This is a genomic window from Paraburkholderia sp. Tr-20389 (genome assembly GCF_017104565.1).
Taxonomy (GTDB): domain Bacteria; phylum Pseudomonadota; class Gammaproteobacteria; order Burkholderiales; family Burkholderiaceae; genus Paraburkholderia.
Genome location: NZ_JAAGPD010000024.1, coordinates 1 through 15529, shown reverse-complemented (window position 1 = coordinate 15529; position 15529 = coordinate 1). Strand labels below are relative to the sequence as shown.

Sequence of the window (15529 nt, the reverse complement as noted above, 5' to 3'; positions counted from 1 at the left end):
GCGCTATGCATGGCTTCCATGCGCAGATTTCGATTGTTCGAGGTTTTTGGCAAACCTAGAGTGGGCTCACCGCAGTTCCAACATTCACGAAGGATGCTTCCATGACCACCGCTGCCTTGTCCCGCCGCCGCTTCTCCCGTGCGTTCGCCGCGCTCGCTTTCGCGGGTGCCGCGCTGACGGCGTTCGCCCCGCTCGCACATGCGGACGCGCTCGATACGATCACGAAGGCGGGCGTCGTGCGCGTCGGCGTGTTCATGGACTATCCGCCGTTCGGCTCGATCGGCCCGGACATGAAGCCGCAAGGCTATGACATCGACGTCGCGAACCTGATCGGCAAGTCGCTCGGCGTCAAGGTCGAACTGGTAGCGGTGACGGGCGACAACCGCATGGCGTATCTCGCCGACCACAAGGCGGACATGCTGCTGTCCGTGGGCCAGACGCCCGAGCGCGAGAAGGTGATCGACTTCTCGCAGCCTTATGCGCCTTACTACCTTGCCGTGTTCGGTCCGAAGTCGTTGAAGGTGAAGGACGCGAACGATCTGGCGGGCAAGAGCATTTCGGTGGCGCGCGGCACGCTGGAAGATCTGAGCGTCACGAAGATCGCGCCGCCGTCGGCGAACATCAAACGTTTCGACGATCCGAACGGCGCTATTTCGGCGTTTCTTTCTGGTCAGGTACAGTTGATGGTCGTTGGCAACGATGTGGGCGCGACGATCCTCGCGCGCCATCCTGCCAACGATCCCGAGCAGAAGTTCTCGCTGTTCAGTTCGCCCGATCACGTCGGGCTGAACAAGAACGAGCCGCGTCTCCTGAAGAAAGTCGACGAGACTATCGCGCGCGCCCGCAAGGACGGCACGATGAACGCGATTTCGCAGAAGTGGCTGCGTGCGCCGCTGCCGGAGACGCTCTAAGCCTTTTCTTTCGATCAGCCGATGTCACGATGAGCCGCATGCGATGAGTTACACATTCGATTTCAGCAGTTTCGACATGTATGCGGGGATGCTCGTGCGTGGCGTCGGCGTGACGCTGGCGCTGACAGCCGTATCGACCGCGCTTGGCGGCCTGGTGGGCATTGGCGGCGCGGTGGTGGCCGCATCCGGACCGAAGTGGGCGCGCTGGCTGATCGCCGGTTATGTCGAGGCGATCCGCAACACGCCGTTTCTGGTGCAGCTGTTCTTCGTGTTCTTCGGGTTGCCGAGCCTGGGCATACACATCGACGAGATCCAGGCCGCGGTACTCGCGATGACGGTCAACCTCGGTGCGTATGCGATCGAAATCGTGCGTGCGGGCATTGATTCGATTCCGCGCGGCCAGGTGCAGGCGGCGCAAGCGCTCGGTTTGCAGGGACGCCAGGTGTTCCGCCACGTGGTGTTGCCGCAGGCGATTGCGAACGTCTTCCCGGCGCTGTTGAGTCAGGTGTTGATCGTGATGCTCGGCTCGGCCGTCGTGTCGCAGATCTCGGTGCCCGATCTGACCTATGCGGCGAACTACATTCAGTCGCGCAATTTCCGTTCGTTCGAAGCGTACGTGATCATCACGGCGACGTATCTGGTGTTGTCGATCGTGTTGCGGCAGATGTTGAACCGGCTCGGCAAGGGTCTTTTTGCAGGCCGTGCCGCGCGTTCTGTTGACGCGTCGCCGCGTCGCATTTTCTCATTGCGCGGCGCGCGTGCTGCATCGTCGACGGAGCGCTCATCATGATCGAATTCACGCTATGGGACATTGCGCGTAATCTGCTGCTCGCGGCGCGCTGGACGGTGTTGCTGTCGTTGATTGCGTTCGTCGGCGGTGGCGTGGTGGGTTTGCTGTTGCTTGCAATGCGGGTTTCGCCTTTGCCCTGGCTGCGGCGCATCGTCGTGCTGTATGTCGAGTTGTTTCAGGGCACGCCGTTGCTGATGCAGCTTTTTCTGGCGTTCTTTGGTTTGCCCTTGATGGGCGTCGATGTGTCGCCGTGGGTCGCAGCGACTGTCACCTTGACGCTTTATACAAGTGCTTATCTCGTGGATATCTGGCGCGGTTGCGTTGAAGCTGTGCCGCGTGGGCAATGGGCCGCGGGCGCGAGTCTCGGGATGACGTTTGCGCAGCAGCTACGGTATGTCGTCTGGCCGCAGGCCTTGAAGATTGCTGTCGCGCCGACGGTTGGGTTTCTCGTGCAGGTGGTCAAGAGCACGGCCTTGACTTCCATTATCGGGTTCACCGAACTCACCAAAACCGGGACCATGATTACGAATGCTGCCTTCCGGCCGTTTCCTATCTATGGGATGGTTGCTGTGCTGTACTTTTTGATGTGCTTTCCGCTGACGTGGTGGGCTCGGGTTTTGGAGCGTAAGCAGAAGGTTACGCAGCATCGTTGAGGGTTTTTGTCTGCGACGCAGTCGTCGTTCTTGCCTTCTCGGCGCGGGCTTCGCCTTTTGGGTTTTTGTGTTGTTGTCGCTGGCATCCGCATGATGTTGTCGTTATTCATGCGTTGCCCCTGTGCGGGGCGGCACTCACTTTCTTTGCCGCCGCAAAGAAAGTAAGCAAAGAAAGCGGGCTCACACCGCCAGCCCTTGTTCTTGCCTGCGGGCCCCCAACGGGTCCCGCACTTCACACGGCGACACTGTGTTTTGCGCCCGTTGCCAGCGCCTTGAACCGGCGCATCACCCACTCCAATCACCCGCAGGCAGCCCGCGGCAGCGACTCGTCTGCGCCGCCCAGGTGGCAAACTGTGTGTAGCTTGTCGCACCATATGCGTTCGCGCTTCTACGACACCGATCCCGCTTTTCAGTCCGGAGTGGTGCACTTCGATCGCGACGGCTTACACACCGTTTGCCACCTGGGCGGCCGCGAACGCCTGGTAACGCGGCCCGTGACGCGAGAGTGTGAAGTGGGTGATGCGTGAGTTAGCACGCTGGCAACGCGCATGAAATAGCACGTTGCCGCACGGAGCGTAAGAACCGTCGGGGGCCCGCAGGCAAAAACAAGGGCTGGCGGTGTGAGCCCGCTTTCTTTGCTTACTTTCTTTGCGGCGGCAAAGAAAGTAAGTGCCGCCCCGCACAGGGGCAACGCAAGAAGCAAGACAACATCACGCGGATGCCAGCGACAACAACACAAAAACCCAAAAGGCGAACCCCGCGCCGAGAAGGCAAGAACGACGACTGCGTCGCAGACAAAAAAACGACCTACTGAGTAGCCTTCCGGACCTTGGCGACATCAGCGGCGCCAACAGAACCCGCGCCATTCCTCCATCCACCCCGAACAAAAGTAATCACATCAGCGATCTGCTGATCACTCAACACATCAGCGTACTTAGGCATAGGATACGGCGCCGGAACACCCCCAATCACAAGATCTTCAGTGCCATTCAACGTCACGTTGATCAACGAACTGGCATCCTTCTCCAAGACATTGGGATTCCCGGCAAGCGGCGCAAGCATAGGCGCGAACCCGCGCCCATCCACCCCGTGACAGTGCATGCAATAAGCCGTATAAACCCGCGCCCCCGCATCGTTCGCGGGCCGCGTCAACGACACCTTCGTCGCCGCCGCGTCGTATGCATAAGCAGGCCCGCCGGAACCGCCCGCTGCCGGCAACGACTTCAGATACCGCGACATCGCAGCAATGTCGCCATCCGTCATCGCCTGCGTGCTGTTGTTGATCACGCTCGTCATCGCGCCGAACGCCGACGCGTGCTGGTTCGCGCCCGCCTTCAGAAACTGCGCGACATCGGCTTCCGACCAGCGGCCCAGACCGACGTTGTGCTCGCCCGTCAGATTCGACGCAAACCAGTTGTCGAGCAAACCACCCGTCAGAAACGCACTGCCGCTTTCATCAAGCGCCCTCTCCTGGAACGCGACGCCGCGCGGCGTATGACACGAGCCGCAGTGACCAAGCCCCTGAATCAGATACGCGCCGCGATTCCATGCAACGTCCTTGCCCGCCTTGTCCCGGTACACGCCCTTGTCGAGAAACACCATGTTCCAGAACTTCAGCGGCCAGCGCATGTTGAGCGGCCACTTGATGTCCGGCTCGCGGTTCGCCTGCTTCACCGGCGTCACACCATTCATGAAGTACGCGTAAAGCGCATGCATGTCGTCGTCGTTGACCTTCGCGTACGACGGATACGGCATCGCCGGATAAAGATTGTGGCCGTCCTTCGCGATGCCTTCACGCATCGCGCGTTTGAAGTCGTCCTCGCTGTATTGTCCGATGCCCGTCTGCGCATCAGGCGTGATGTTGGTCGAATAGATCGCGCCCATCGGCGTCATCATCTGCAGGCCGCCCGCAAACGGCTTGCCATGCGGCGCGGAGTGACATGCGATGCAATCGCCCGCTTTTGCAAGGTACTCGCCGCGTTTGACGAGCGCATCGTCGGCGGCGTTCGCGAACAAAGGCAGCGCAAGCGCGGCGCTCAAGGTCAAAGCCTTCAATGTGGTTTTCATCGCCGGCCTCCCCTTACGCGCTCATCAACTGATTACCGACGGGCAACTGCCGCAGGCGCTTACCCGTCGCCGCATAGATCGCATTGGCGACGGCCGGGATGGCAGCCGCCGTCCCCGGCTCGCCGATGCCGCCCGGCGCCTCGCTGCTCTTCACGATATGCACCTCGATGGGCGGCGTCTCGTGGATGCGCAATATCCGGTAGTCGGTGAAATTGTTCTGCTGCACGCGGCCGCGGTCGATCGTGATCTCGCCATACAGCGCCGCCGTGATCGCGAAGATAATGCCGCCCTGGATCTGCGCGTCGACCGTGTTCGGATTGACGACCATCCCGCAATCGACCGCGCATACCACGCGGCTCACGCGCACCTCGCCCTGATCGACAGTCACGTCGGCGACCATCGAAAAGAAACTGCCGAACGCATGCATCACCGACACGCCACGCCCCTGGCCCTTGGGCACCGTGCTGCCCCAACCGGCCGCCTGCGTCGCGACGTTCAGCACGTTCAGCGCGCGCGGCGACTTGCCGAGCAGATCCTGCCGATACTTGACGGGATCGACCTTGGCCTGCGCCGCAAGCTCGTCGATGAAGCTCTCGACCACCCACGTGCCGCGCGTCGGTCCGACACCGCGCCAGAATGCGGTCGGTATGTCGCGCGGTTCCTGACGCACGTAATCGATCAACTGGTTCGGCAAGTCATACGGCAGATCGGAGGCCACTTCGACGGCATCGGGATCGACGCCGTTCTTCACGGCGGGCGGCGCAAACCGCGCAAGAATCGACGAACCGACGATCCGATGCTGCCAGGCAATCGGCTTGCCGTTCGCGTCGAGCCCCGCCGAGATCCTGTCGTAGTAGGCCGGGCGATACATGTCGTGCTGGATGTCTTCCTCGCGCGTCCACACCACTTTCACGGGCACGCTCAGTTGCCTCGCCACCTTCACCGCCTGCGTGACCATGTCGAATTCGAGCCGCCTTCCAAAGCCGCCACCGAGCAGGAAGTTGTGCACGACGATCTTGTCGGCGGGCAGGCCCGTCACGTTCGCGCCCGCATCGCGCGCCCGCGTCGGCACCTGCGTGCCGACCCAGATCTCGCAACTGTCGGGCTTCACATGCACGGTGCAGTTGACGGGCTCCATCGTCGCGTGCGCAAGTAACGGCTGCTGATACACAGCATCGACACGCGACTTCGCCTGCGAAAACGCGTTGTTCACATCGCCTTCCTTGCGCGCGACAGCGCCATGGCCTTGCGATGCCGCCTTCGCCAGATCGTCGAAGATCGTTTTGGTCGACACCGACGCGCCCGCGCCTTCGTTCCATGTGATCTTCAACGCCGACGCACCGCGTTTCGCGGCCCACGTGTGATCGCCGATCACCGCGACGCCGTTGTCGAACTTCACGATCTGCCGCACACCGGGAATCGTCTTCGCAGCCGTATCGTCGACGCTCGCAAGCGTGCCGCCGAACACCGGGCAATTGACGATGGCCGCATACACCATGTCGGGCAGACGCACGTCGAGGCCGAACATCGCGCTGCCGTCCACCTTCTCCGGCGAATCGAGACGCTTCGCCTGCGTGCCGATCAGCTTGAAATCTTTCGGGTTCTTGAGCGGCACGTTCTGCGGCACAGGCAGCTTCGCAGCCGCTTCCACGAGTTGTCCATAAGCGATGCTGCGCTTCGTATCGGCATGAATCACCTGGCCTCGCTCGGCATGGCACGAGGCCGGTTCGACCTGCCACTGCTGCGCGGCCGCGCCGATGAGCAGCATGCGCGCGGTCGCGCCCGCGCGGCGCATCGGCTCCCATGTGGAGCGAATCGATGTCGAGCCGCCCGTCAACTGGCCGCCGAGCAGCGGGTCCGTAAAGAGTTTTTCGTTGGGCGGCGCGTGATCGACGGTCACGCTGTCGAGCGGCACTTCGAGTTCTTCTGCGATCAGCATCGGAATCGACGTGTACACGCCCTGTCCCATCTCGACCTTCGGGATGATCAGCGTGACCTTGCCCGCCGTGTCGATCTGCACGAACGCGTTGGGCGCGAACACGCCGCTTTGCGGCGTCTCCACGCCGTCGCCTCCGATCACCGACTTGCGTACGTCGCCCTGGCTTTGCGCGGGCACGCTGAAGCCGAGCAGGAGTCCGCCGCCCGCTACCGCGGCAACGCTGGCGCTGAACTTGAGAAACGTGCGGCGCGAGACGGACGCATGACCGTCATCGCGCGGCTTGCCGTTTTGTGCATCGAGCAATCCTTGCGACATGTCATGCCTCCTTCGCCGCCTGCTTCACGGCAGCGCGGATGCGGTTGTACGTGCCGCAGCGGCAGATGTTGCCCGCCATCGCCGCGTCGATGTCGGCGTCGCTCGGATTCGGGTTCTGCGCGAGCAGCGAAGCCGCCTGCATCACTTGCCCCGACTGACAGTAGCCGCATTGCACGACATCGATCTGGCGCCACGCTGCCTGCACCTTCTTGCCGGCTGGCGTATCGCCGACGGCTTCGATCGTCGTGATCTTCTTGTCGCCGACGGCCGCGATGGGCAGCACGCACGAGCGCACGGCGACGCCGTCCAGATGCACGGTGCATGCGCCGCACTGCGCGATGCCGCAGCCGAACTTCGTTCCCGTGAGACCGACGAGATCGCGCAACACCCAGAGCACGGGCATGTCGGGCGGCGCATCGATAGTGTGAGACTGGCCGTTGATGTTCAGCGTTGCCATGAGCGTTTCCGTAAGGGGGTTTCTTTTATCCGCCGACGTCGAACAAAAACCGGTCGACGACCGTGCTTTGTTAGACGTGACGCGCTAATCACGCGAAGCCGACAAGTGCATACGCACCGCTTGCATACGTTGCGCATGCATCGGGAGATCGGTCAGCCGATTGTAGAGGCACCTTAAAAAACGTGCGTGCGAGGTGTCTCTTGCAGATCAGACGCGGATGGGAGCGCGAAAGCGATCCATGCGGAGGGGACGAAGCAACGCAGCCCTTGCGTCGCTTCGTTGGAGAACAGGCTTTACTCGTTCACGGGCAGATAGTACGAGCGCACGGGCGACGGCGGGAATATGCTCAAGCCCGTCTGCTTCGTGAACGCATAGCGCACGTACACGGCAGCGACGAACTCGCGATACTGATACGCGTTGCCGAACGAAGCGGCCGCGCCCACCGCGAGCTGCGGCGCGAGCTGATACTCGCCGACGGCATCGATCGAATACGACACGCCCGTCTTGCTCTGGCCGGGATAGACGGCACCCGAGTCCGGCACGTTCGAAGCAGACGCCGCGCTGCTCTGATACTTGCTGTTGCTCGGGAAGTAATCGGACTCATCCTGACGATAATGCTGCACGCCGATCGACGCTTTCAGGTCATAGGTGAACGGGCCGTTGCGCCCGGTGTACTCGATGGGCAGATTCAGGATCGCATACTGCTGCGGGCTGAAATAGCCGCCCTGGCCGAACGTGAAGTACGACAGGTTCTTGTCGTAGTGCATCAGCGTCGTGTTGACGCCGACCGTCAGCGTCTGGTCCGGGTCTTTCACGAGCCGCGTATAGACACCGCCACCGCCCTTCACGGCATTGTTCGACGCGACGTTGTGGCCCATCAGATACGCCCACGACGCGTTCACATAAAGGCCATTCGTGCCGTCGTCCCAGCCAGCATCCCCGCGCAAGCCGTTCGACGTCACGCCGCCCCATTGCAGATTCATCGCCGAATCGTGTGCGCCCGCGTACGACAGCAAACTGTCCGTCACCGCCCGCCGTCCCGCCGTCAGCTTGTACGAGACCTTGTCGGTGATGTTGCCGCGATATTGCACGCCGCCCACGATGTTCTGCTCGCGAAAGCCCCACGGCGTCGCGCCGACGTCGGCCTTCAGCCCGCGCCATTCGTAGCCCACATCCGCGCCGACGCCGCTGGCCGTCTGCGAGCCGGGCAGCACCGTGCTGGTGCCGAACGACTGCGACGAGCCAAAGCGCGCCAGCGTGTTGGTGCTGTTGCTCGCCGTACCTGCATCGAGCGTCACGGGCGTGACCTCGACGATCACGTGGCCATCGCCCGCACGAATGCGGCCTTGCAGCGGCGCTTCGATGTCGGTCAGATTCGACAGGCCGTTTTCGCCGTCGCGGTTGCGAAACACGATACCGCCGCTCACGGTGCTGGTCTGCTCGCGGTTGATCTGCGCGAGTTCTTCTTCGACGGTCAGCGGCTGCTGCTGCGCCGGCTGCGGATACTGCCGGTTCTGTTCGTCCTGCAACTGCGCATTGCGCGTCGGATACGGCGCGGGCGGCTGCGGAATGTACGGCACGAGACCGTAGCCCTGGTTCGTGTAGTTCTGCGGATAACCCTGCTGCGGATAGGCCTGCTGCTGATTCGGTTGCGGCTGATAGCCCTGCTGCGGATACGCCTGTTGCGCATAGGCGCGCTGCTGCGGATAAGGCTGTTGCGCGTAGCCGGGCTGCTGTGGATACGGTTGCGGATAAGCCTGCTGCTGCGGATACGGTTGCGCATAGCCCTGCTGCTGCGGATAACCGCCCTGCTGCTGCGCAGATGCCGTGCTGTTATTGCCCGTGCGGGCATTCTTCGCCGTGCGCTTCTTCGACGTCGACGTCGGCTGCGGGTTCATCCCCTGTGTCGCCTGCGCCTGCGCGGCGGCCTGTGCCTGCGGCGACATCGGCCAGGGCGTGCTCACGTAAGCATCGTTCGGTTGCGCGTACACCGGTTGCTGATACGTTTGCTGCGGATAAGGCTGCTGATAAGTCTGCGGCTGCGCATAACCTTGCGCCGGATACGCCTGCCCCGGCGCAAGCCCGCCGCCCGACTGCGACGAACCATATTGATCGGGACCGTAGCCATCGGCATCCGGCGTGTCGGGTCCGTTCGATGCCGCCTGCGGCGCGAGCACACCGAGCGAATTGATCTGCGAAGCCGGTTGCTGCTGCGGCGCGATGTAAGGCGCCGGCTGCGTCGGCGGAGTATAGGCAGGCATGGCTGGCATCGGATACGGTTGGGTGTTCTGCGCAGGGAACGGCACACTGTTCGACGCATCCGCCGACGTCCGGTTCGCAAACGGGTTCGTGCCGGGCAGCGGAATCGGACCTCTCGGCCGCAACGGCACATCCCAGCCGCTCGGCACGGGCTGCCCATTCGCACCCACCGTCTGCGCGCCGGGACGCGCGAGCGGCGCGTTCTGCGCAATCAGCGCACGCTGGAAATACTGCGCGGCCAGACTGTTCCTGCCTTGCGCACGATACATGCGGCCCATTGCAGCGAGCGCATCGGCATTGTTCGGCGCGATGCGCAACGCCTGCCGCAAAGTCGACTCGGCGAAATCGAACTTGCGGATCTGCGTCGCCGCGCCCGCCGCGTTCAGCAACAGGCCAAGGTCGTTCGGATTCTGTGCGAGCGCGAGGCGGTAGGTGGCGAGCGCATTCGCATTGTCGTTGTTCGCGGTGTACAGACGCGCAAGCGCCGCCAGAATGTCGGGATCGTTCGGGCGGGCGGCAAGCCACGGCGACAGCACGTCAAACGCGCTCGCGAGATCGTTGGCCTGACGCAGCGCATCCGTACGGCGCACGACGATCGCCACGTTGATCTTCTCGAAATCGCTGCGCTGCTGGCCCGTCAACTGCATCGACGCGAGGCGCCGCATCACTTCGCCCAGTTCGACGTCCTGGCCCGCGTTCAGCAGAATGCCCGCGTCGGTGAGCAGCAGGCCCGCGTCATTCGGCGAACGCGCGACGGCGCTGCGCACCATCATCAGCGCGCGCGCCGTGTCGCCTGTATTCACATACGCCGACGCAATCGCGCCGATCAACTCGGCATTATTGCCCGCAACAGGCTCCGCGTTCTGCAGCACGCCGCGTGCCTGCGCGACGCGGCCGCTCTTCGCCAGCGCCACGGCTTCATCGCACTGCTGATGGACCCACAGCCGGTGTTGCAGCATCGCCATCGCGTCGGTGCGCTTATTGGCGGGAATGCGTTCGAGTTGCGACAGACCGTAGCGCCAGTCCTGCATGTCCGCGGCGAGCAAGGCGCTCGCATAGAACGCGTCGGGCATGTCGGGATGCAGCGCGATCAGGCCATCCATGATGCTCTTCGCATTCGCATAGGCGCCCTGCTTCGCGTAGATGCGCGCAAGGTCCAGACGCAGCCATGGATCGTCGGGATTGCTCAGCAGCGCGTCTTCGAACAGGCTGCGCGCATTGCCGAGATCGCCGCGCGCTTCGGCCGCACGCGCCTGCGCCGCCTGCGCCTCGCCGCGCAGACGGTCCGCGCCGCCCACCTTCTTGCGCTGCTCGTCCGTCAACTGGTTCGCGAAGCTGAGCGCTTCGTCGCCGCGCCCCTGTGCGGCGAGCGCGCCGACCAGCCCGCGGATCGCATCGGGATTGTCGGCCTGGCGGCGCAGCGCCATCCGGAACGCCGCTTCCGCGCCGCGAGGATCGCCGCTTTGCATCAGCAGATCGCCGAGCGCGGTTTGCGCGGTGACGTCGCCGGGACTGACGGCAATCGCCTTTTCGAACGATGCCTTCGCTTGCGTCAGATTGCCGTTGCTCTGTTCGCCGAGGCCTTCGCTCGTGTACATCCAGTACGTCGCGCTGTTGAGCGCCTCGCGCCAGCGCGCCGCGCCGCCCTGCTGCGACGCGCGCAGCAGATACTCGCGCGCCTGCGCGAACTGCTCCTGCTTCAGCAACGCGACGCCCATGCCGCCGAGCGCGTCGCCGTCGTTCGGCGAACTCGCGAGCACCGACGAGAAGCGCGCCTTCGCCGTCACGAGGTCGCCGCGATCGAGCGCCGCGAAGCCTTCCGCGACAGCGCGGCCGCGCGCGTCGGTGCCTGCATTCTGCTGCGCTCGCTCGCTCGCGCGACGGTCCTGTTCGGCGATCGAATCGGCGCGCGCCTTGACGGCGGCATCGTCGGGCGCGACGGACAGATACGCCTGAAACAGCGGCGCATCCGATGCCCGCACGCCGAGCCACAGCAGCGCCTGGCGCCACGCCGCTTTGGCCTGCACACCGACGATCGAATCTTTCGACAACTGCGCAAGCTGCTCGATGCCCTCGCGCCGGTTCGCTTCGCGATACGTCAGATGCTGCGCATACGCGAGCGCGAAACGCGGATCGTCGCGATGCTCGCGCGCGAGCTGTTCGAGCCCGCGACGCGCCTCTTCCCAGCCCTGCGGCGACGAACCGAGCGCCTGGTAATACTCGAGCGCGAGCTGCGGATTGGTCGGCTTCGTGCCCAGCGCCTGCCGGTAAGCCTGGGCCGCCGACGCCTGCTGGCCGGACTGCGCGAGACGCCGCGCGTCGTTGACGGCTTGATCGGTCGGACTCGACTGGCCGAGGCGCCGCGCGAGTTCGTCCATGTTCGGGTAGTTCGGCGCGGCCTGGCGCAGCCGCGCGAGGTACTGCTGCGCGCCCGCGCCGTCCTTGCGGTCGGCCATCACGATGCCCATGCCGTACAGCGCGTCGGGCTGCTTCGGATCGATGCGCAGCACCTTCAGCCACGCCTGCTCGGCGAGATCGCCGCGCTGGTGCGCCTGCCAGTACTTGCCCTGATCGATCAGCACGTTCATGGGATCGTTCGGCTGCGCCTGCGCGAATGCCGACACCGCCGCGCCCGTGCCGAGCGTGAGCGCGATACCGATTACGAGCGCGCGTTGGCGGATTGGCATGTGTTCTCCCAACGCGGCACGAGACGGCCGTTTTCATCGAAGCGGTAGCGGCCGTCTGCGGACCCTGTACCGAAGAGCATCAACACCTCGTCGTAATAGACAGGCTGGTTTTGAGTGGTTTGAGCAGCGCCAGGCGCGGGCGTCGCGAGCGAGGCCAGATGCGTTTGCGCGAGGCCCGCCGCACGCGTGTCGCCGAGCGCGCGGAAATACGGCAAGAGCGCGCCCCAGAAACCGATCGGGCCTTCGCCCGTCGCATTGCCTGTTGTTGTCGCGACTTTTTCGGGCGGCACGCCCGTTTGCGCGATCCGGTCGCGCATGCCGTGCAAAGCGGCGAGCCAGGGCTTCGCAAGGGGATCGGCGGGCGCGGCGAGGCCGGCCCACAGATAGACGCGAATCGCGTCGTAGCTGCCGACATCGCCCTTTTGCGGATCGACGACGAACTGGCCGTCGCGATAGGCCGCCCAGTCCGGCGCGAAGCCAAGCGGCGCAGTCGTTTTGACGAGCCTGAACGCGCTGTCCGCGACGCGCGACCACGGCCCGTTGGGCGACTGCGCGGCGAGCGCGCGGATCAGCGGCAACGGCAGATAGCTCGGATTCAGACGCGTCGTCGCGCCGTTGCGAAAGCCTTGCGGACCGGGCAGCAGCATCGGACCGAGGCCGCGCAGATCGGCGACTTCCTGCTTCTCGATCTGCGTGACGAGCGCGTACGCGAGCTTCGTGTAGGCAGGCTCGTGCCACAAACGCCCCGCTTCGAACAGGTCGTAGGCGATCCACAGGTCGGAGTCCGCCGCCGAGTTCGGGTCGATCACGCCATACGAGCCGTCCGGCTTCTTGCCCCATTGCCATGACGGCAGCTTCACGTCGTCGCCGTCGAAACGGCCCGCCGACAGGTTGGCGCGCGTCCAGCGCAACAGGCGCTCGAAGGTCGCGCGGTCATTGGCGACGAGTGCGAAGAACATCCCGTACGACTGGCCTTCGGACGTGGTCTGCTGCGTGGGCGTCGAAAAATCGACGACGCGTCCGTCCTGCTGCACGAAGCGCGATGCGAACGCGCGATACGCGGGCCAGTCGTCGCATGTCGCGGCCTGTGCATGGCCCGTCATGCCCGCGACGAGACCCGCGCACGCGAGCATGCGGGCAAGCGGTACGCGCAACCCGAAGCGCAATGAAGGAAAGAAAAACGCCGCCCGCATATCAATCCTTCAGCCGGCGCGCCGCGACCGCGCGCAACAGCCGGTAGAACACGGCCGCGATGATCAGCGCCGCCAGCAGGCCGCCGAACATCAGCAGCAGCGGATGCACGGACAGCGCCCAGCGCATGTACTCGACGGGCGACAGATGGCCGACGTAGTACACGTCGCCGTTCGACACCACTTCGAGCGTCCGGCCGCGCACCACTGTCAGTCCGCCCTGGATCGACTGGACGAGATCGGGGTCGAGCATCGCGTTGGTCAGATCCGTTTCCGATTGCCCAGGCGCGGAAATCAGCGCGACTACGCTGCGCCCTTTTTCGAGCGGCGACTGGAAGCCGGTGACAATCGCGTCGCCCGATGAATTCACGAGCGACAGGTCGGCGCGCCCCGCCGTGCGCACGCCGCCGCGATTGCCGTGCCACCAGTTGGCGATGCGGAACGACACGTTCGAGAACTGCATGCGTCGCGTGTCGTCCGCGGCGGAGAACGGCATGTCCTTTTCCCAGGTGGCCAGCAACGGCTGCTGGCCGGGCGCGCCGATCACGAGCAGATCCTTGTCGGCGAGACGCTGCACGTCGGCCGCCGTCGCGACCGTGACGCCCGTCACGGGATACGCCGTCGACGCACCCATGCGGCCCATCACCATCAGATACAGGCTGTAGTCGCTCGGGTTCGCGTTCACGGGAAGGATCACGGCCGTCTGCGACAGGTCGGCGAGCTTCGTGAACGGCCAGCCGCTGTTCGCGAACGCGGCCAGATCGGGCAACGCCATGTAGTGCGGGAAGGACGACAGGTCGATGGTCGAATCGGGATCGATCTCGCCGCGCACGTTGTCGAGCACCTGCCCCTGGCATTCGCCCGTCTTCGGCATGTCGTAATAGAAGTGGAAACGCAACTGCGCCTGCGACGCGAGCAGATGCGGCGGAATGTAGATCTCTTTCGATGCGGGCGCCGTGTGGTCCGGCAGCATCCGGTTCAGATAGCGGCCGAGATCGAGCATCGACGACGACTCCGCCGGAATGCGCAGCGCCTGCACGAAATTGTTGTTGACGCTGATGTTGAGCGTCGAGCGGTCGGGCGCGGGGCGCACCGTGTAGCGGTAACGCAGGTCGACGGGGACGCCCTTCGTGCGCCACGTGAACAGATCGGGCGCGATGCGCAGATCGACGCGCACCACGTCCGGGTTGTAGCCGCGCACGGAAAGATCTTTCGGCACGGTCAGTTCGCCGAAGCGCACGGCGCGGTCGGTCGGCAGCCAGCCCGGCGCATCGTACGGCTGACGCGCGCGCGGCGCGTCGACGTGCGTGATCGTCTGTGCCGTGCCCGACAGCGCCGCCTCGCCGAGCGACAGCGCGTTCGCCGCGATCTTCAGTTCGCGCGCGTCGCGGCCCATCACGAGCAGCAGCTTGCCGTGCGCGGGCGCTTCGCGATCGACGATCGCCAGCATCGGACCGTTGATGGTGGGCAGCGTGACGCCCGCGGGACGTTCATCGTTGGTCGCGAACACGACGGCATTGCCCGACAGCGGCGCGTTGTCGAGTTGCGCCGGAAACAGCGCGCCGCGATAGCCCGCCAGCGAGCCGAACCACGATGCGACGGCGCCCGCCGCTTCGAGCGCCTGCGACGACGGCTTCGCGGCGAACACGAACGGCAGTTCGAGCCGGCGGATGTCGCGCCGGTCGAAGAACGGCAACGGCAGCGCGCCGAGATCCGGCTTCGTCGCCAGCGACGCGAACGTCAGGTCGAGCGTGCTCGCATTGCTGACGGTCGCCCACAGCGCGCTGCTCGCAGGGTCTTCACAGCCCTGCGTGTAATGGCCGATCAGCTGGATGTTCAGGTGATTGAACTCGGTGACGAGGCGCGGTTCGAGCGGAATGTCCCGCGCGAGCAGCGTGCCCGCCTGCTCGCGCGGCAGCGGCAGCGTCGCGGCCACTTCGCCGTTCACGAGCACTTTCAGATGCGACAGGTTCGACAGCAGCGACGGCGAATAGCTGTAGATGAGATGCAGGTTCGCGCCCGTCACCACTTCGTCGGCACGCACCGAGAACGGTACGCCGTTCTGTCCGTCGACGCCGCGCAGTTGCAGCGGATCGAGTGCGCCCAGTTGCGCGAACGTGAAGGTCTGACGGCGTCCGCCGGACACGGCCGTGCCGTTGTCGGCCGTGGTCGGCATCGTGTCGCGGCCGCTGCGCACGGCGGCGAAGGTCTGTGGCGTCGGCTCGGCGAATGAAGGCTGCTGCGCCGCGCGGGCATCGACA

Annotated in this window: 9 protein-coding genes; 3 read left to right on the top strand and 6 right to left on the bottom strand. The window is 64.6% G+C overall.

What is annotated here, in order from left to right; genetic code table 11:
* The first annotated feature begins 101 nt into the window (after window positions 1-101).
* The 3 genes from G3N95_RS21230 to G3N95_RS21220 are packed head-to-tail and all read left to right on the top strand — an operon-like array spanning window position 102 to window position 2354.
* A complete protein-coding gene (locus G3N95_RS21230; protein ID WP_205972031.1) occupies window positions 102-911 on the top strand; it encodes a transporter substrate-binding domain-containing protein in 810 nt (269 codons plus the stop codon).
* Between the two features lie 43 nt (window positions 912-954).
* Window positions 955-1701: an amino acid ABC transporter permease gene (locus G3N95_RS21225; RefSeq protein ID WP_205972030.1), complete on the top strand. Its 747-nt coding sequence runs from the start codon at window positions 955-957 to the stop codon at window positions 1699-1701.
* Window positions 1698-2354, top strand: coding sequence for an amino acid ABC transporter permease (locus G3N95_RS21220; RefSeq protein ID WP_205972029.1), 657 nt, complete (start codon window positions 1698-1700; stop codon window positions 2352-2354). Before G3N95_RS21225 ends, G3N95_RS21220 begins: the two co-directional genes overlap by 4 nt.
* An 807-nt stretch (window positions 2355-3161) precedes the next feature.
* Here the strand turns inward: G3N95_RS21220 and G3N95_RS21215 are convergent.
* The 6 genes from G3N95_RS21215 to bcsB form a co-directional block, all read right to left on the bottom strand.
* Complete coding sequence (locus G3N95_RS21215) at window positions 3162-4421, bottom strand: cytochrome c (protein ID WP_205972028.1); 1260 nt, start codon at window positions 4419-4421, stop codon at window positions 3162-3164.
* A 13-nt stretch (window positions 4422-4434) separates the two neighbouring features.
* Window positions 4435-6675 carry a xanthine dehydrogenase family protein molybdopterin-binding subunit gene (locus G3N95_RS21210; RefSeq protein ID WP_205972027.1) on the bottom strand — a complete coding sequence of 747 codons (2241 nt, stop codon included), beginning with the start codon at window positions 6673-6675 and terminating at the stop codon, window positions 4435-4437.
* A gap of 1 nt (window position 6676) precedes the next feature.
* Window positions 6677-7132: a (2Fe-2S)-binding protein gene (locus G3N95_RS21205; protein WP_205972026.1), complete on the bottom strand. Its 456-nt coding sequence runs from the start codon at window positions 7130-7132 to the stop codon at window positions 6677-6679.
* Window positions 7133-7425: 293 nt separating this feature from the next.
* A complete protein-coding gene (locus G3N95_RS21200; RefSeq protein WP_205972025.1) occupies window positions 7426-12078 on the bottom strand; it encodes a cellulose synthase subunit BcsC-related outer membrane protein in 4653 nt (1550 codons plus the stop codon).
* A complete protein-coding gene (gene bcsZ, locus G3N95_RS21195) occupies window positions 12051-13211 on the bottom strand; it encodes a cellulose synthase complex periplasmic endoglucanase BcsZ (RefSeq protein WP_205972146.1) in 1161 nt (386 codons plus the stop codon). Before bcsZ ends, G3N95_RS21200 begins: the two co-directional genes overlap by 28 nt.
* Window positions 13212-13272: 61 nt before the next feature.
* A partial coding sequence (bcsB, locus tag G3N95_RS21190; protein ID WP_205972024.1) for a cellulose biosynthesis cyclic di-GMP-binding regulatory protein BcsB occupies window positions 13273-15529 on the bottom strand: 2257 nt, incomplete at its 5' end.

Bases quoted from the DNA above. Each gene is read 5' to 3' on its own strand.
- G3N95_RS21225 (WP_205972030.1), top strand. From the start codon at position 955: ATGAGTTACACATTCGATTTCAGCAGTTTCGACATGTATGCGGGGATG.
- G3N95_RS21210 (WP_205972027.1), bottom strand. From the start codon at position 6,675: ATGTCGCAAGGATTGCTCGATGCACAAAACGGCAAGCCGCGCGATGAC.
- G3N95_RS21220 (WP_205972029.1), top strand. From the start codon at position 1,698: ATGATCGAATTCACGCTATGGGACATTGCGCGTAATCTGCTGCTCGCG.
- G3N95_RS21215 (WP_205972028.1), bottom strand. From the start codon at position 4,421: ATGAAAACCACATTGAAGGCTTTGACCTTGAGCGCCGCGCTTGCGCTG.
- G3N95_RS21200 (WP_205972025.1), bottom strand. From the start codon at position 12,078: ATGCCAATCCGCCAACGCGCGCTCGTAATCGGTATCGCGCTCACGCTC.
- G3N95_RS21230 (WP_205972031.1), top strand. From the start codon at position 102: ATGACCACCGCTGCCTTGTCCCGCCGCCGCTTCTCCCGTGCGTTCGCC.
- G3N95_RS21205 (WP_205972026.1), bottom strand. From the start codon at position 7,132: ATGGCAACGCTGAACATCAACGGCCAGTCTCACACTATCGATGCGCCG.
- bcsZ (WP_205972146.1), bottom strand. From the start codon at position 13,211: ATGCTCGCGTGCGCGGGTCTCGTCGCGGGCATGACGGGCCATGCACAG.